The sequence below is a fragment of the Rhodovulum sp. BSW8 genome, from assembly GCF_003314725.1.
Lineage (GTDB): Bacteria > Pseudomonadota > Alphaproteobacteria > Rhodobacterales > Rhodobacteraceae > Rhodovulum > Rhodovulum visakhapatnamense.
This window is the reverse complement of sequence record NZ_QNVX01000014.1, coordinates 95,107-112,532: the sequence shown is the minus strand read 5'-3', so window position 1 is coordinate 112,532 and position 17,426 is coordinate 95,107. Positions and strand designations below refer to the sequence as shown.

The following is a 17,426-nucleotide window of genomic DNA, read 5'->3' as shown; positions in this document are numbered from 1 at the left end:
GGGAAATTCTCCGGTCGTTTAAGCGTCCGGGGGATCGATATCCCCCAGGACGAGAACAACCGGCATGGCGGACAGTTCCGCCAGAGGCGATGCGGCAGAGCCGGAGCGGGAGGTTATGAATGGAGGGTTCCGCAAGTGCAGAACCCTCCATCACCCCACGTGCACCCTAGCGCACCACACGTGAATTCTATGAGGGCCCTGCCATCCTGGCGGGCATGAATTGACCATACGCCGACCACGTCCTTTGCACAAACCCAATGTCCCTGGCATTTTATACGACTTGCTGGAAACAGTTCCGGGACAGGGCGGACTCTGTTGCGGTTCGTCCGGCGGGAACTAGCCGTAAATGTGTTCCTTCCCGAATTGCAGGACCAGCATGTAGTACAGCACGGCACGGTACTTGTGCGGGTTCGAGACGCCATAGGTCTCGATCGCGGCCTGGATCGCCTCGTCCAGATCGGGGCCGTCGGGCAGGCCCAGCTTGCGGATCAGGAAATTGCGGCGCACGGTCTCGATCTCGCCCGGCTGGGTGGCCGCAACGACCTCGGCATCGGCATCGTAGATCGCCGGGCCGCAGCCGATGGTGACCTTGGTCAGCAGATCCATGTCGGGCTCCATCCCGTATCTGGTCCTGAGATCCTGCGCGTATTTCTCGATCAGCTGATCGCGCTTTCCCATCTTTCCTCCTCCTTTGTCCTGAGGCCTCCTCTCCGGGATCGAGCCTAGGCGCCCCGGACCGTCGAGCAAGGAAAATCCGGGCCCCGCGGCGCCCGATGTGTCGCTTTCGCGTCTTGAGACCGGCGGGCGCAGGGTGTCAGATCGCGCCCGGGCCTGGACAGAGGGAAAAAACGACGTGACCTACCTGAAGACCACACCGACGCGCGACGGCTTTTTCGGCAGCTATGGCGGCGCCACGCTGCCGCCGCCGCTGGAGCCGCATTTCGCCGAGATCCGCGAGGCCTATGACCGGATCTCGAAATCGGCCGATTTCATCCGCGAGCTGCGCTATATCCGCACCCATTTCCAGGGGCGGCCGACGCCGGTCTCGTACCTGAGGAACCTCAGCGATCTTTGCGGCGGTGCGCAGATCTATGCCAAGCGCGAGGATCTGAACCATACCGGCGCACACAAGCTGAACCATTGCATGGCCGAGGGCCTGCTGGCCAAGTTCATGGGCAAGACCAAGCTGATGGCCGAAACCGGCGCGGGCCAGCATGGCGTGGCGCTGGCCACCGCCGCGGCCTATTTCGGCATGGAGTGCGAAATCCACATGGGCGAGATCGACATCGCCAAGGAGGCGCCCAATGTCACCCGGATGAAGCTTCTGGGGGCCGAGGTGGTGCCGGTGGGTTTTGGCGGTCGCTCGCTGAAAGAGGCCGTGGACAGCTGTTTCCAAAGCTATATCGCCCAGGCCGATCATGCGCTTTTCGCCATCGGGTCGGTGGTGGGGCCGCATCCCTTCCCGATGATGGTGCGCAACTTCCAGCATGTGGTGGGGGTCGAGGCGCGCGAACAGTTCCTGGACATGACCGGCGAGCTGCCCGACATGGTCGCGGCCTGCGTCGGCGGCGGGTCGAACGCGATGGGGATCTTCTCGGGCTTCATCGAGGATGACGTGGCGCTTTACGGGGTCGAGCCCGCGGGCACCTCGTCCAACCTGGGCGATCACGCCGCCTCCATAGCCTTTGGTGAGGATGGCGACATCCACGGGTTCCGCACCATCGTGCTGAAGGACGAGAATGGCGAACCGGCACCGGTGCACACCGTGGCCTCGGGGCTGGACTATCCCGGCGTCGGGCCGGAGCACGCGCATCTGCACCGCAGCGGACGGGTCACCTACACCACCGCCAACGATGCCGAGGCGCTGAAAGCCTTCTTCGAGCTGTCGCGCCGCGAAGGCATCATTCCCGCGCTGGAAAGCGCCCATGCGGTGGCCTTCGCGATGCGCGAGGCCAAGGCGCATCCCGGCAAGTCGATCCTCGTCAACCTGTCGGGGCGCGGCGACAAGGATATCGACTATGTGACCGAAACCTTCGGCTTCGGCGAGGCTCTCTGAGCCGCTCGGCCGAACCTGCATAAAGCAAGGCGCCGCCCGGAAATCCGGACGGCGCCAGCCTCGCGCACGACGCGCGCAGATCAGTAGCGGTAATGCTCGGGCTTGAAGGGGCCTTCGGGCGTCACGCCGATATAGGCGGCCTGCTCGGGCGACAGGGTCGACAGCTTGACGCCGATCTTGGCAAGATGCAGCCGGGCGACCTTTTCATCCAGATGCTTGGGCAGGATGTAGACTCCGGGCGGATAGTCCCCCTCCTTGGTGAACAGCTCGATCTGCGCCAGCACCTGGTTGGTGAAGGAGGCAGACATCACGAAGGACGGGTGACCGGTGGCATTGCCGAGGTTCAGCAGGCGGCCTTCGGACAGCAGGATGATGCGGGCGCCCGAGGGCATCTCGATCATGTCCACCTGGTCCTTGATGTTGGTCCATTTGTGGTTCTTCAGCGCGGCCACCTGAATTTCATTGTCGAAGTGGCCGATATTGCCGACGATGGCCATGTCCTTCATCTCGCGCATATGCTCGATGCGGATCACGTCCTTGTTGCCGGTCGTGGTGATGAAGATGTCGGCCGAGGCGACCACGTCTTCCAGCACGACCACCTCGAAGCCGTCCATGGCGGCCTGCAGCGCGCAGATCGGGTCGACCTCGGTCACCTTCACCCGGGCGCCGGCACCGCGAAGCGACGCGGCCGAGCCCTTGCCGACATCGCCATAGCCGCAGACCACGGCGACCTTGCCCGCCATCATCACGTCGGTGGCGCGGCGGATGCCGTCGACCAGGCTTTCCTTGCAGCCATACTTGTTGTCGAATTTCGACTTGGTCACGCTGTCGTTCACGTTGAAGGCCGGGAAGGGCAGCAGGCCGTTCTTGTGCAGATCATAAAGCCGGTGCACGCCGGTCGTGGTCTCTTCCGAGACGCCCTTGATCGCGTCGCGCTGTTTCGTGAACCAGCCGGGGGTTTCGGCCAGCCGCTTGCGGATCTGGGCGAACAGCGCCTCTTCCTCTTCCGAGGTCGGGACGGCGATCAGGTCGTCTTCGCCATTCTCGACCCGCGCGCCCAGCAGCACGTAAAGCGTGGCGTCGCCGCCATCGTCGAGGATCATGTTGGCCGTGCCCTCGGCGAACTGGAAGATCTTGTCGGTATAGGCCCAGTAATCGGGCAGCGTCTCGCCCTTGATGGCGAAGACCGGCACCCCGGCCTCGGCGATCGCGGCGGCGGCATGGTCCTGGGTCGAGAAGATGTTGCACGACGCCCAGCGCACATCGGCGCCGAGCGCGACCAGCGTCTCGATCAGAACGGCGGTCTGCACCGTCATGTGCAGCGACCCGGCGATGCGCGCGCCCTTCAGCGGCTTGGCCTCACCGTATTCCTCGCGGAGCGCCATCAGGCCGGGCATTTCGGTTTCGGCGATGTCCAGTTCCTTGCGACCGAACCCGGCCAGCGCGATGTCCTTGACGATGTAGTCCGGCGCCATGGCGCAACTCTCCTCGTAATTGTCGGCTCGAACGGCACATACCATCACGCGCATGGCTCGACAATGCGGCTGCGCCGTGGCAATCGGGCGGCCCAAGGGAAACGGATCGCTATGAAACAAGCGCGCGCATGGCAGAGAATGCTGTCGGGACGCAGGCTCGACCTGCTGGACCCGACGCCGTTCGATATCGAGATCGAGGACATCGCCCATGGCCTTGCCTTCGTGGCGCGCTGGAACGGCCAGACCCGCGGCGACTATCCCTATTCGGTGGCCGAACATTCGCTGCTGGTCGAGGAAATCTTCGGCCGGATGCAGCCCGAGGCGCCGGTCCGCTGGCGGCTGGCTGCACTGCTGCACGATGCGCCCGAATACGTGATCGGCGACATGATCTCGCCGGTGAAAGCCGCCGTAGGCCCAAGCTATGGCGAGCTTGACAAGCGGCTGGCCTCGGCGATCCATATCCGCTTCGGTCTGCCCGCGGCGGTGCCCGAGCGGACCAAGAAGGCGATCAAGCGGGCCGACAGCCTGTCGGCCTGGCTTGAGGCGACCCAGATTGCCGGGTTCGACGCGATCGAGGCGAACCGGTTCTTCGGTCGCCCCCGACCCGAGTTGATCGAGGGGCTCGAGATCCGGTTGCGCCCGCCGGTCGAGGTACGCGCGGCCTATACCGCGCGTCATGCCGAGCTGATGGCGCGTCTATAACGCGACCGCCCGATGGGGCGGCGACGCGTGCCGGGTACGGGCTGTCGATCCAGCCGATCACCCCGGTCGAGGACGATCTGGCCGCAGGCAGGCAGTCCGCGCTGTTCGATCAGGACTGGCAGCGGATCGGCCATCACATCGTGACCCGGCCGGGGCAGCATTCCCCGCGGCTGCGCGCCTTCATCGACTGGTTGCGGCAGGCCTCACGTCAGGATCTGAGGCCTGCCCGGATCAGGTGCGGTCTTACCGCGGGCTGCGCTTGGCCAGGATCCGCTGCAACGTCCGGCGGTGCATGTTCAGCCGACGCGCGGTTTCCGAGACGTTTCGGTCGCATTGCTCGTAGACCCGCTGGATATGCTCCCAGCGCACGCGGTCGGCCGACATCGGGTTGTCGGGCGGCGGCGGCAGCGCCTCGCCATTCGACAGAAGTGCTGCGGTGACGTCATTGGCGTCGGCGGGCTTCGACAGATAGTCGGTCGCGCCGATCTTGACCGCGGCGACGGCGGTGGCGATGGCGCCATAGCCGGTCAGCACCACGATCTTGGCATCGGGACGCTTTTCACGCAGGGTTTCGACCACGTCGAGCCCGCTGCCATCCTCCAGCCTGAGGTCGACCACGGCATAGGCCGGGGGGCGCGCCGAGGCGATGGCCTTTCCGGCAGCGACCGTCTCGGCCATTTCGGGCTGGAACCCCCTCTTTTCCATTGCCCGCGCGAGACGCCGGAGAAACGGTTCGTCGTCGTCAACGATCAACAGCGACGGGTCGTCCCCGATTTCATACTCCTGCTCAGCCATGCGACACCCTCCTGGTGAGCGTAATATTCCGGACGTTCTAGAATGTTAACGGGGCAGGGTCAATTTAACTCGTTCCCGCTCAGGGCTTTCCCGCGCCGTTGTCGACAAGGCAGGCCACCCGCGCGGCCATGTCTTCGGGCGTGGTGTCGCGATCGAACACCTCGACCACGCCCGCGCCGGGAAAGGCGAGGTAGGTGAAGGTCGAATGGTCGATCAGGTAATAGGGGTCCTCGGGGTCGCGGATCCGAAAGAAGGTGCGGTAGGCGCGGCTGGCCGCCTGCACCTGGTCGGGCGTGCCGGTCAGCGCCAGCATCCGCGGATGCATCATCGAGGCGAAGGCCGCCAGGGCCTCGGGCGTGTCGCGGGCCGGATCGACCGAGATGAAGACCGGACGCACCTGATACCCCTGCCGTTCCAGAAGATCGACGGCATCGGCATTGCGGGCATTGTCGAACGGGCAGACATCGGGGCAGAAGGTGTAACCGAAATAGATCAGCGTCGGGCCGTCGATCACATCGGTTTCGGTCCGTACGGCGCCGGTCTGATCGGTCAGGGTAAAGGGCCCGCCCAGTTCGGACAGACCGGACCGGGAGCCGCCGCTGCGGCAGGCAGCAAACCTGTCCTCGGGCGCCCAGGGCCCCCAGATGAAAAGCGCGGGCACCGCGACCGCCGCCAGAAGCGCAAGGGCCGCGCCTGCCAGTATGTACCGTCTCATCCGCGCCTCCGCCGCCATCCGACACCCGATGTGCTTCCCACATTGATCGCCCCTCGTGCCGCGATTAACAAGGGGACAGCCTGAACCTGGGGGTCCGATGTCCGATATTGCAACCGGCCTGCTGCCGCCAACCGAGCGCAGCAACTGGATCCGCCTGCGGACCCTGATCCTTCTGCGATGGGCGGCCATCGCGGGACAGGTCGTCGCCATCGCGGTGGCCATCCTCTATTTCCAGATCCAGCTCGATCTGGGGCTGTGCCTGCTGGTGATCGGCGCCAGCGTCCTGGCCAATGTGATCGCGGTGGCGATCTATCCCGAAAACCGGCGCCTGTCGGAAAACGAGGCGATGCTGACGCTGCTGTTCGACGTGGTGCAGCTGTCGGCGCTTCTGTTCCTGACCGGCGGGCTCAACAACCCCTTCGCGCTGATGCTGCTGACGCCGGTCACCATCTCGGCGACGGCGCTGGGGCGGATGTCGACGCTGTTCATCGCCCATACCGCCTTCGCGCTGATCACGCTGATGACCTTCTATCATGTGCCTCTGGTCGATGCCGCTGGCGAGATCCAGGAATTGCCCCATCTGTTCCTGTTCGGCTTCTGGGCCGCGCTGGTGATCGGGATTTCCTTCCTGGGGCTTTACGCCGACCGCGTGACCTCGGAGATGAACAATATGTCCGACGCGCTGCTGGCGACCCAGATGGCGCTGGCCCGCGAACAGAAGCTGACCGATCTGGGCGGCGTGGTCGCCGCCGCAGCGCATGAGCTGGGCACACCGCTGGCGACGATCAAGCTGATCAGTTCGGAACTGCTGGACGAGGTAGAGGACAAGCCCGGCCTGCGCGAGGACATCGAGACGCTGCGCGAGCAGGCCGACCGCTGCCGCGATATCCTGCGCTCCATGGGCCGCGCCGGCAAGGACGACCTGCACATGCACACCGCGCCGCTGAAGGCGGTGATCGACGAGGCGGCCGAGCCGCATCTGGATCGCGGCAAGGAGATCGTCTTCAGCTTCGAGCCGATCCATGGCGGCAGCCCGCGGATGCCGGTGATCTACCGCCGCCCCGAGGTGATCCACGGGCTGAGAAACCTGATCCAGAACGCCGTCGATTTCGCCGAAAGCCGGGTCTGGGTCGTGGCGCAATGGACCCAGGACGAAATCAGCGTCCGGATCATGGATGACGGGCCGGGATATCCGTCGCACCTGCTGGGCCGCATCGGCGACCCGTTCGTGCGGATGCGCAAAAGCTCCGAACATCAGAAGAAGCGGCCGGAATACGAAGGCATGGGACTTGGGCTATTCATCGCCAAGACGCTGCTGGAACGCTCGGGCGCCACGCTGAGCTTTGCCAACGGGCGCGACCCGATGCTGACCTCGGAACGGTCCGATCAGCGCGGCGCGGTGGTCGAGGTCGAATGGTCCGCCTCCAAGATCGGCGTCAGTGCCGAGGCGCAACTGGCGGCACTGGGCGAGAACACCCCGATCGAGGCCTGAGACCGCCCCGGATCAATCACCACACGCATACGTTGAGTTAACTGGAATTTAACCAAGATGACGTTTTACTGAACAGACTGACCGAAGGAGCCTCGCCCGCACCATGGATATCGACTTGACCTCTGCGCTGGTTCTTGCGGGCGTATCCCTGATCAGCGCGTTGGTGGCGGTATTCCTTTTGCCCCTCATTCCCCGACGCTCCCCGTCCCCGGGCGCGGAATCCAGAAACAGCATGGTATTTCTCTTCGATGGAGAACATCTGGTGGATGCCACGCCGGACGGGCGCCGGTTTCTGGCAGGCGGCCCCAAGGGCCTGACCGACTGGCAGCGGTTCTGCGCCCTGATCGTGCCGCGTTTCCCCGGTTTTCCCGAACGAATGGAGCGGTTGCCCAAGGACGGCTCGGCCCTTCTGACCGAAGCCGGGGGCGAGGCGCAGCTGACCGCGACCTGGCTTGACGGGGTGATCCGCCTGACGCTGCAGATGCCGCGCTTCGACGAGGATGCGGGCCTGACCGACGCCCAGAGCCTGGCCGCGCTGACCGCGGAACTAGCCACGCTCCGCGATGTGGTCGAGGCGATGCCGACCCCGGCCTGGCAGCAGGACGACAAGGGGGGTGTGGCCTGGGCCAACAGCGCCTATCTCGACATCGTGCGCAGCCGCCATGACGAGGGCCAGATCGTCTGGCCGCTGCCGGTGCTGTTTTCACAACCCAAGGGGGAGCCGGGCTCGCCGCACCGTCAGGTCATCGACGCCGGCAGCGGCTCTGGGACTGGTACTGGCCGCGACCGCTGGTTCGACTGTGTGGCCGTCGAGGCCCATGGTGCCTCGCTGCATTTCGCGCTTCCGGCCGATGCCACCGTCCGGGCCGAGACCGCGCTTCGGAACTTCGTGCAGACCCTGACCAAGACCTTCGCCGAACTGCCCATCGGACTGGCCGTCTTCAACCGCAGGCGCGAACTGGTGCTGTTCAACCCCGCCATGTCCGAGCTTTTCAACCTCGAGCCCGAATTCCTGACCGGACGGCCCACGCTTCTGAACGTGCTAGACCGGCTGCGCGAAACCCGGATGATGCCCGAGCCGAAGAACTACCGGTCCTGGCGCGAACAGATCCTGCGGCTGGAACGCGATGCCAGCGACGGCGTCTATTCCGACACCTGGACCCTGCCCGGCGGACAGGTCTACCGGGTCACCGGGCGCCCGCATCCCGACGGCGCCGTGGCCTTCCTGTTCGAGGATATCAGCACCGAAATGTCGATGACCCGCCGGTTCCGCGGCGAGATCGAGACCGGGCAGGCCGTGATCGACTCGCTGCCCGAAGCCATCGTGGTGTTTTCCAGCGCCGGGGTCCTGACCCTGTCGAACAGCGCCTATGCCGAGCTTTGGGGCGAGGACCCGCGCCTGGTGATGGGTACCACCGATATCGCCGGGGCCACGGCGAAATGGCAGGCGCAATGCCTGCTGACCCAATCCGAGGCCGCCGCCGATCTGTCGCACCGCATCCGCCAGCGCGAAGCCTGGAGCTGCGAGTTGATCCGCCGCGACGGCAGACGGCTCGACTGCTTCCTCAAACCCGTCGCGGGCGGCTGCATGATGGTCGAGTTCCGCGACGCGACCCAGGCCGATGCGGCGGACGCCCACCCGGTGCCGCGCGCCTCGACGGGCTGATCCGACTTGCGGGGCCTCGGGCAGGCGTTAAACATGCGTCCATGTCCGGAACCCGTCTTTCCCTTTCGCTGGCCTCCGAGGCCCAGACCCGCGCCCTCGCCGACCGGCTGGCGGCGGTCCTCGGGGCTGGCGACACGCTGCTTCTCGACGGGCCGATCGGAGCGGGCAAGACTGCCTTCGCCCGCGCGCTGATTCAGGCCGCGCAGGCCCGCGCCGGGCTGCCGGTCGAAGACGTGCCCTCGCCGACCTTCACCCTGGTCCAGACCTACGAGGCGGGGCCGTTCGAGATCTGGCATGCCGATCTTTACCGGCTGGGCCATCCCCATGAGGTGCTCGAACTCGGGCTCGACGAGGCGTTCGAGCTGGCGCTTTGCCTGATCGAATGGCCCGACCGGCTGGGCGACCTGGCCCCGGCAGACGCCCTGCGCCTGACCTTCGGCCCCGGCCCATCCGACACCGCCCGGACGCTCGATCTCGTTTCGGCCGACCCGTCCTGGGCCGACCGCCTGTCCTTCCCTGCCGCAAAAGACGACCCCGATGCGTGACACTGCCTGCGCCGATATCCTCGCCCGCGCCGGATGGGCCGAGGCCCGCCGCGCGCCCCTGGCGGGCGATGCCTCGAACCGCCGTTACGAGCGTCTGGCCCGCGGGACCGAAACCGCCGTTTTGATGGATGCCGATCCGGCGCGGGGCGAGGATGTCGGCCCCTTCATCGCCATCGCCCGGCACCTGACCGGGCTTGGCCTCTCGGCCCCCGCGATCCTGGCCGAGGACGCGACGCAGGGCTTTTTGCTGCTTGAGGATCTGGGCGACGCCCTGTTCGCCCGGGTGCTTGCCGACGATCCCGGACCGGAAGACACGCTTTACGCCGCCGCCACTGACCTGCTGGCAGATCTGCACCGCACGGCCCCGCCCGCCGGGCTGGCCGCCTATGACGCCGAGACCATGGCCGATCTGGCCTGCCTGCCGTTCCAGTGGTACCTGACCGGGCTTGGCAGGCCCGCGCCCCAGGCAGAGATCGCGGCCTTTCGCGCCACGATCAGGACCCGACTGGAGTCCACCGCGCCGCCCTCGGTGCTGATCCTGCGCGATTATCACGCCGAAAACCTGATCTGGCTGCCCGACCGCAGCGGCGCCGCCCGGGTCGGGCTTCTCGATTTTCAGGACGCGCGCGTGGGCCATCCCGCCTACGATCTGGTGTCGCTTCTGGAAGACGCGCGCCGCAACGTGCCCCCGGCGCTGCAGGTCCGGATGCGCGCGCGCTATGTCGCCCGCACCGGCAGCGATCCCGACGCCTTCGCCCGCGCCTATGCCCTGACCGGCGCCCAGCGCAACCTGCGCATTCTGGGCGTTTTCGCCCGGCTGTGCCTGCGCGACGGCAAACCCGGCTATCTGCGGCTGATGCCCCGGGTCTGGGCGCATCTGATGACCGATCTCGACCACCCGGCGCTGGCCGACCTGCGCGATCAGGCGCTCCGCCTGCTGCCCCCGCCCGACCCCGACCGCCTTGCCAGGATCGAAAGCCGATGCGCCCGACGGCCCTGATGCTGTTCGCCGCCGGGTTCGGCACCCGGATGCGGCCGTTGACCGACGACCGGCCCAAGCCGCTGATCGAGGTGGCAGGGCGGCCGCTGATCGACCATGCGCTGGCGCTGGCCGAAGGCGCCGGGCTGAACCGCATCGTCGCGAACGCGCATTACCGCGCCGGGCAGATCGAGGCCCATCTGGCCGGACGCCACGGCATCGCGGTCTTGCGCGAGGACCCTCAGATCCTCGATACCGGCGGCGGGCTGCGCCATGCGCTGCCGCTGCTGGGCAGGGGCCCGGTCTTCACGCTGAACAGCGACGCGGTCTGGACCGGGCCGAACCCGCTGGCCACGCTGGCCGCCGCCTGGGACCCGGCCCGGATGGACGGGCTTTTGCTGCTGGTCCCGCGCGACCGCGCGACCGGTCACGCCGGGACGGGCGATTTCCGGTGCGATGCCGACGGACGCCTGACCCGTGGCCCGGGCGGGGTCTATTCGGGCGCCCAGATCCTCAGGACCGACGGGCTGGCCGAGATCCCCGAGCCGGTCTTTTCGCTCAACCGCCTCTGGGACCGGATGCTGACCGAGGGGCGGCTTTTCGGCGTTCTGCATCCCGGCGGATGGTGCGATGTGGGCCATCCGGGCGGGATCGCCGAGGCCGAGGCGTTGCTGGCGGAGCAGACTGATGTTTGAGGGAAGCACGCCCCGCCTCTATGGCCTGCCGCCCGGCGCCGATTTCCCGCGAGATCTGCTGATCGGGCTGGAACAGAGACTGTCCGGCGCCCCGCCCGAGGCCTGGGCCGAGGTCGAGATCTGGGTCAATACCGAACGCATGCGGCGGCGTCTGGTCGCCCTTTTCCAGGCCGGGCCGCCGCGCCTGCTGCCGCGCATCCGCCTGGTGGCAGAGCTGTCCCGCCATCCGATCCTCGCCGATCTGCCCGCGCCCGCCTCGCCGCTGCGGCGCCGGCTGGAACTGGCGCAACTGGTCCGCGCGCTGCTGGACCGCGCCCCTGATCTGGCCGCGCGCAGTTCGGCCTTCGATCTGGCCGACAGCCTCGCCGCGTTGCTGGACGAGATGCAGACCGAGGGCGTTCCGCCCCGCGTGCTACATCAGCTCGATGTCGGGAACCTCTCGGCGCATTGGGCGCGGGCGCGGCAATTCCTGACGCTGGTCGAGGACTGGCTTGGCGCCGACCTGTCCGACCGGCCCGGCACCGGCGCCCGCCAACGGCTGGCGGTCGAACGCCTGGCCGCGCGCTGGCGCGCCGATCCGCCCCGCCATCCCGTCATCGTCGCCGGCACGACCGGATCGCGTGGCGCGACCGCGCTGTTCCTGCGCACCGTCGCCGGTCTGCCCCGGGGGGCCGCCGTGCTGCCCGGCTTCGACTTCGACATGCCCACCGCGATCTGGGAAGGCCTTGACGACGCGCTGGCCGCCGAGGACCACCCCCAGTTCCGCTTTCGCCGAATTCTCGACGACATGGGGATGGCCCCCGAGGCAGTCGCGCCCTGGGTCGGCACGCCCGCCCCGTGCCCGCCGCGCAATCGTCTGGTCTCGCTCGCGCTCCGGCCCGCCCCCGTTACCGATCAGTGGATGGAGGACGGCCCCCGGCTGACCGGGCTCGACCGGGCCACAGAGGGGCTGACGCTGATCGAGGCGCCTTCGCCGCGCGCCGAGGCGCTGGCCATCGCGTTGCGGCTGCGCCGGGCCGCCGAGGACGGGCAAAGCGCCGCACTGGTCACACCCGACCGGACCCTGACCCGGCAGGTGACCGCTGCGCTCGACCGCTGGGGCATCCGGCCCGACGACAGTGCGGGCATGCCGCTGCCGCTGTCGCCGCCGGGGCGGTTCCTGCGCCAGGTCGCGGCGCTGTTCGGGCGGCCGCTGACGGTCGAGACGCTACTGGCGCTGCTCAAGCATCCGCTGACCGCCTCAAGCCCGGGCCTGCGCGCCGATCACCTGCGCTGGACCCGCGAGCTGGAACTGCATCTGCGCCGGAACGGTCCGGCCTTCCCCGATGGTCGCGCGCTGATCGGCTGGGCGAGCGATGCCGAAGATGGACGCAAGGCCTGGGCCGTGTGGCTTTCCGCAGCGCTGGATGGCGTCGATCGGGCGGGAACAGAGCCGCTTTCGGCCCATGTCGCGCGCCACCGTGCGGCCTGCGAGACCCTCGCCGCAGGTCCCGGCAGCACCGACCCCGGCGGGCTTTGGCTGGAGGAGGCGGGTGCGCAGTCCCGCGCGGCGCTGGACCTGCTGGCCGACGAAGCCGACGCGGGCGGCGAGATGACCCCCGGCGATTTTTCGGCGCTGCTCGACTCGGTCCTGCGCGACAGCACCGTGCGCAGCGCGGTCGAGCCGCATCCCGGGGTGATGATCTGGGGCACACTCGAGGCCCGCGTTCAGGGCGCCGATCTGGTAATCCTCGCCGGGTTGAACGAAGGCAGCTGGCCCGAAACCCCGGCGCCCGATCCCTGGCTGAACCGGCAGATGCGGGCCGAGGCGGGCCTGCTGCTGCCCGAACGCCAGATCGGGCTGGCCGCGCATGACTTCCAGCAGGCGATCTGCGCCCCCGAAGTGATGATCTCGCGCGCGATCCGCACGGCCGAGGCCCAGACCGTGCCCGCGCGCTGGCTAAACCGGCTGACCAACCTGATGGACGGGCTGGGCGGCACTGGCGGCCCCGAGGCGCTGGCCGCGATGCGGGCGCGGGGGCAAGGCTGGCTTGACATGGCGCAGGCGCTCGACCGGCCCGCCGAACCGCTGCCCGCCGCGCGTCGCCCCTCGCCCCGGCCGCCCGTCGACCGCCGCCCCGACCGGCTGTCGGTCACGGCTGTCGAGCGGCTGATCCGCGACCCCTATGCCGTCTATGCCCGCCATATCCTGCGGCTGAAGCGTCTCGATCCGCTGGTGCGCAGCGCCGATGCGCCGCTGCGGGGCACGGTCCTGCACAAGGTGATGGAGCGGTTCCTGTCACAGCCGCTCGACCCCGATCCGGACCGGGCCCAGGCCGATCTGATGGCCATCGCCGACGAGGTTCTGGCAACCGAGGCACCCTGGCCCGCGGCCCGCGCGCTTTGGCGGGCACGGCTCGGGCGCGCGGCCGAAAGCTTTCTGCGCGACGAGGCGGTGCGCCAGGCCGAGGCCGTCTGCATCGCCCGCGAACACCCGGGCGCGGCGCGGCTGGACAGCGGCTTCACCCTTACCGCGCAGGCCGACCGGATCGACCGCCGCCCCGACGGCCGCCTCATCCTCTACGATTACAAGACCGGCACGCCACCCAGCCTGAAGGCGATGGAGGCTTTCGACAAGCAGCTGCTGCTGGAGGCCTGCATCGCCGAACGCGGCGGCTTCGAGGACATCCCGGCCGCGCCCGTCGATCACGTCACCTATATCGGCCTCGGCCAGCCGCCGAAGACCGTGACCAATACGCTGGACGACGATCTGGTCGCGCGAACCTGGGCCGAGCTTGACCGGTTGATCGCCCGCTATGCCCGGCCGGAACAGGGCTATACCGCCCGCAACCGCATCCAGAAGCGCAGCGACATCACCGATTACGACCTGCTGTCGCGCTTTGGCGAATGGGATGAAACCGACCCGCCAGACCCGGAGGATGTGGGATGACCCGGAACGAGGCGACCGAACGGCAGATCCAGGCGGCCGACCCGTCGGGGTCTGTCTGGCTGTCGGCCAATGCGGGGTCGGGCAAGACCCGGGTTCTGACCGACCGGGTGGCACGGCTTCTGTTGGCAGGGGTGCCGCCGCAGCGCATCCTGTGCCTGACCTATACCAAGGCCGCCGCAGGCGAGATGCAGAACCGGCTGTTCGACCGGCTGGGTGGCTGGGCGATGCTGGCCGATGCCGATCTGCGCAAGGCGCTGCACGAGCTGGGCGTCGAGACCGCCATCGGCGAGGACACCCTGCGCGAGGCGCGGCGGCTCTTCGCGCGTGCCATCGAGGCGCCGGGCGGGTTGAAGATCCAGACCATCCATTCCTTCTGCGCGGGCATTCTCAGGCGGTTTCCGCTCGAGGCCGGGGTCTCGCCGCAATTCGTCGAGATGGACGACCGCAACGCCCGCCGCCTGCGGGCCGAGCTGGTCGATGCGCTGGCCGAAGGGCCTGAGGCCGATCGCTTTGCCGATCTGGCCCGGTTTCACACCGATGCCGAGCTGGATGCGCTGACCGCCGAGATCGCCAGCCATCGCGACCGGTTTCCGGCCACCGCCGACCCGGGCGCGATCTGGAAAAGCTTCGGCCTTTCCACCGATGAGGACAGCACGGTCCTGCTGCGCGGCGTCTTCACCGGGACCGAAGAGGCCCTGCTGACCCGTCTGAAATCCGCGCTGGCCGGAGGCGGCAAGACCGATCAGACCGCCGCCGCCAAGCTTGGCGCGCTGAATCTCGGCGGGGCCGACCGGGCCCTGTTGCTGGGGCTTGAAGACATCCTGTTGACCGGCTCAGCCGCCAAACAGCCGTTTTCGGCCAAGACAGGGTCTTTTCCCACCAAGGCGGTCCGGGCCGCGCTGGGGGCCGATCTGGTGCCGCTGGAAGACCTGATGATCCGGGTCGAAACCGCGCGGCCCCGGCGGCTGGCGCTGGATGCGGCCGAGCGGACGCTGGCCCTGCACCGCTTTGCCGAAGCCTTCCTGCCCGCCTATGCGGCGCGCAAACAGCTGCAGGGCTGGCTCGATTTCGACGACCTGATCCTGAAGGCGCGCGATCTGCTGACCGATCCGGGCGTCGCGCAATGGGTGCTGTTCCGGCTCGATGGCGGGCTCGACCATATCCTTGTCGACGAGGCGCAGGACACAAGCCCGGTGCAATGGCAGGTGATCGAGCTTCTGGCGCAGGAATTCACCGCGGGCGAGGGCGCGCGGAGCGGGGTCGAGCGCACGATCTTCGTCGTCGGCGACAAGAAGCAGTCGATCTATTCCTTCCAGGGCGCCGACCCCGAGGGCTTCGACCGGATGCGCGCGCTGTTCCGCGACCGGCTGGAAAATGTCGACCGCGGCCTGTTGAACCTGACGCTGGAGTATTCGTTCCGCTCCTCCGAGGCGATCCTCGGCGCCGTCGACCGGACCTTTCCGGAAGGCGCGCGGGCGGGGCTCGACCGCGAGATGCGGCACCGCGCCTTCCATTCCGATCTGCCCGGTCGGGTCGATATCTGGCCCGTGGTCGAGGATAGCGAGGCCGCCGATCCGGGGCATTGGGCCGATCCGGTCGACATGCTGGGCGCCTCGCATCACAGCGTGCGGCTGGCGCGTCAGGTGGCATCGGAAATCCGCGCCATGATCGACCGGGGCGAGACCGTTGCCGTCAAGGGCGGGGGGCGCCGCCCGATCCATGAGGGCGACATCCTGATCCTGGTGCAAAGCCGGACCGATCTGTTTCACGAGATCATCCGCGCCTGCAAGGCCGAGCGGCTGGAGGTGGCCGGCGCCGACCGGCTGAAGATCGGCGGCGAACTTGCGGTGCGCGACCTGACCGCGCTTCTGTCCTTCCTGGCGTTGCCCGAGGACGACCTGTCACTGGCCTCGGCCCTGCGCTCGCCGCTGTTCGGCTGGACCGAGGATGCCCTGTTCCGGCTGGCAGCACGCCGCAAGGGCTATCTCTGGCAGGCGCTCAGACACGCGGATCGGGCCGGAACAGAGACGGTTCCGGTGCTGCAGGCGCTGCTGGACGAGGCCGATTTCCTGCGCCCCTACGACCTGCTGGAACGCATCCTCACCCGCCATGACGGGCGCCGCAGGCTGGTGGCGCGGCTTGGTCAGGAGGCCGAGGACGGCATCGATGCGCTGCTGACCCAGGCGCTGTCCTATGAGACGACCGAGGTCCCTTCGCTGACAGGCTTCCTGGCCTGGCTGTCGAGTGGCGAGGTCGAGATCAAGCGCCAGCTCGATGCGGCGGGGCGGCGGATACGGGTGATGACGGTGCATGGCGCCAAGGGGCTTGAGGCGCCGGTGGTGATCCTGCCGCATACGGCGCAGCGCACTGTCACCATCCGCGACCAGATCTATACGCTGGAAAACGGCCTGCCCGCCTGGAAGACCGGATCGGACGAGCGCCCCGAGGCGCTGGCAGCCGCCCATGCGGCGCGTGTCCAGCGCGAGGAGGAGGAACGGTCGCGGCTGTTATACGTCGCCATGACCCGGGCCGAACAATGGCTGATCGTGGCGGCGGCCGGAAAGCTCGCGAAGGATGGCAGCGACTGGTACAGCCGCATCCGGCGGGGCATTGAGGCGCTTGGCCCCGTGCCACACGATTTCGGTTTCGGCGAGGGGCTGCGCTATGAACGCGGGCTCTGGCCGGAAGACCGCGTCCTGGCCGCGCCCGAGACGGCGCTGCCCGAAACCGCGCTTGCCGACTGGGCGCTGCGCGACGCGCCCCGCCCCGAACGGCCGCCGCAACCGCTGTCGCCGTCCGATCTGGGCGGCGCCAAGGCCCTGTCGGGCGACCCGCTTGGCACCGCCGAGACCGAGGATGTCCGGGCGGCGGGCACCTGGATGCACCTTCTGCTGGAACATCTGCCGGGCACCGATCCGGCCGACCGCCCGGCGCTGGCCCGCGCGCTTTTGGCCACGGCCGACCCGCCCGCGCCCGAGGCCGCGATCCCGGCCCTTGCCGCCGAGGCCGAGGCCCTGATGGCGCGGCCCGATCTGGCGCCGGTCTTCGCGCCCGGCACGCTGGCCGAGGTTCCGCTGACCGCGCCCCTGGGCCAGGGGCGGCTGAGCGGCACGGTCGACCGGCTGATCGTCTCGCCCGGCCGGATCACCGCCGTCGATTTCAAGACCAACGCGGTCGTGCCGTACCGGCCCGAAGACACACCCGAGGGCATCCTGCGCCAGCTGGGCGCCTATGCAGTGGCGCTGGCGCAGATCTATCCCGGCCGCGAGATCGAGACGGCCGTTCTGTGGACCCGGACGGCCAGGCTGATGACGATCCCGCGAGAGCTGGGCCAGGCGGCGCTGGCCCGGGCGGGGCTGGCTTGACGCTAAGGGTCG

At 68.3% G+C, this 17,426-nt stretch carries 13 protein-coding genes and 1 pseudogene; 10 read left to right on the top strand and 4 right to left on the bottom strand.

The features are described 5' to 3' along the window. Positions 1 to 336 precede the first annotated feature (336 nt). The gene (locus tag DSD19_RS10120; RefSeq protein WP_075784112.1) at positions 337 to 678 is read right to left on the bottom strand and encodes a DUF2853 family protein; all 342 of its coding nucleotides are present in this window, start codon (positions 676 to 678) and stop codon (positions 337 to 339) included. A 175-nt stretch (positions 679 to 853) separates the two neighbouring features. Between DSD19_RS10120 and trpB the strand changes: the two genes are divergently transcribed. Further along, positions 854 to 2,056 (top strand): tryptophan synthase subunit beta, encoded by a 1,203-nt coding sequence (gene trpB, locus DSD19_RS10115; RefSeq protein WP_075787422.1) that lies wholly within the window; start codon positions 854 to 856, stop codon positions 2,054 to 2,056. 80 nt (positions 2,057 to 2,136) lie between these two features. Here trpB and ahcY read toward each other — a convergent pair whose 3' ends face one another. Beyond that, the gene (gene ahcY / locus DSD19_RS10110; RefSeq protein WP_075784113.1) at positions 2,137 to 3,531 is read right to left on the bottom strand and encodes an adenosylhomocysteinase; all 1,395 of its coding nucleotides are present in this window, start codon (positions 3,529 to 3,531) and stop codon (positions 2,137 to 2,139) included. Positions 3,532 to 3,669: 138 nt separating this feature from the next. Here ahcY and DSD19_RS10105 point away from each other — a divergent pair, with 138 nt between their 5' ends. Beyond that, positions 3,670 to 4,233 carry an HD domain-containing protein gene (locus DSD19_RS10105; protein ID WP_371412572.1) on the top strand — a complete coding sequence of 188 codons (564 nt, stop codon included), beginning with the start codon at positions 3,670 to 3,672 and terminating at the stop codon, positions 4,231 to 4,233. Next, positions 4,230 to 4,424: pseudogene (locus tag DSD19_RS22750) on the top strand (hypothetical protein); the annotation flags it as partial. The gene DSD19_RS10105 and the pseudogene DSD19_RS22750, both read left to right, overlap by 4 nt. A 52-nt stretch (positions 4,425 to 4,476) precedes the next feature. Here the strand turns inward: DSD19_RS22750 and DSD19_RS10095 are convergent. Both DSD19_RS10095 and DSD19_RS10090 read right to left on the bottom strand, forming a co-directional pair. Further along, positions 4,477 to 5,028 carry an ActR/PrrA/RegA family redox response regulator transcription factor gene (locus DSD19_RS10095; protein ID WP_075784115.1) on the bottom strand — a complete coding sequence of 184 codons (552 nt, stop codon included), beginning with the start codon at positions 5,026 to 5,028 and terminating at the stop codon, positions 4,477 to 4,479. A gap of 79 nt (positions 5,029 to 5,107) precedes the next feature. Next, positions 5,108 to 5,743, bottom strand: a complete 636-nt coding sequence (locus tag DSD19_RS10090; RefSeq protein ID WP_113669489.1) for an SCO family protein — start codon at positions 5,741 to 5,743, stop codon at positions 5,108 to 5,110. A 97-nt stretch (positions 5,744 to 5,840) separates the two neighbouring features. Between DSD19_RS10090 and regB the strand changes: the two genes are divergently transcribed. The 7 genes from regB to addA all read left to right on the top strand — a co-directional run bounded on the left by regB (position 5,841) and on the right by addA (position 17,414). Beyond that, the gene (gene regB / locus DSD19_RS10085; protein ID WP_075784117.1) at positions 5,841 to 7,235 is read left to right on the top strand and encodes a sensor histidine kinase RegB; all 1,395 of its coding nucleotides are present in this window, start codon (positions 5,841 to 5,843) and stop codon (positions 7,233 to 7,235) included. Positions 7,236 to 7,467: 232 nt separating this feature from the next. After that, positions 7,468 to 8,901 carry a PAS-domain containing protein gene (locus DSD19_RS10080; RefSeq protein ID WP_165828100.1) on the top strand — a complete coding sequence of 478 codons (1,434 nt, stop codon included), beginning with the start codon at positions 7,468 to 7,470 and terminating at the stop codon, positions 8,899 to 8,901. A gap of 41 nt (positions 8,902 to 8,942) precedes the next feature. Next, positions 8,943 to 9,446, top strand: a complete 504-nt coding sequence (gene tsaE, locus DSD19_RS10075; RefSeq protein WP_075784119.1) for a tRNA (adenosine(37)-N6)-threonylcarbamoyltransferase complex ATPase subunit type 1 TsaE — start codon at positions 8,943 to 8,945, stop codon at positions 9,444 to 9,446. After that, positions 9,439 to 10,446, top strand: a complete 1,008-nt coding sequence (locus DSD19_RS10070) for an aminoglycoside phosphotransferase family protein (protein WP_113669487.1) — start codon at positions 9,439 to 9,441, stop codon at positions 10,444 to 10,446. Before tsaE ends, DSD19_RS10070 begins: the two co-directional genes overlap by 8 nt. After that, on the top strand, positions 10,428 to 11,120 hold the full coding sequence (locus tag DSD19_RS10065) for a nucleotidyltransferase family protein (RefSeq protein WP_113669486.1): 693 nt from the start codon (positions 10,428 to 10,430) through the stop codon (positions 11,118 to 11,120). The genes DSD19_RS10070 and DSD19_RS10065 overlap by 19 nt, the downstream gene beginning before the upstream one ends. After that, positions 11,113 to 14,049, top strand: a complete 2,937-nt coding sequence (gene addB, locus DSD19_RS10060; RefSeq protein ID WP_113669485.1) for a double-strand break repair protein AddB — start codon at positions 11,113 to 11,115, stop codon at positions 14,047 to 14,049. The genes DSD19_RS10065 and addB overlap by 8 nt, the downstream gene beginning before the upstream one ends. Next, positions 14,046 to 17,414 (top strand): double-strand break repair helicase AddA, encoded by a 3,369-nt coding sequence (gene addA / locus DSD19_RS10055; protein ID WP_113669484.1) that lies wholly within the window; start codon positions 14,046 to 14,048, stop codon positions 17,412 to 17,414. Before addB ends, addA begins: the two co-directional genes overlap by 4 nt. The last annotated feature ends 12 nt before the right edge of the window (positions 17,415 to 17,426 follow it).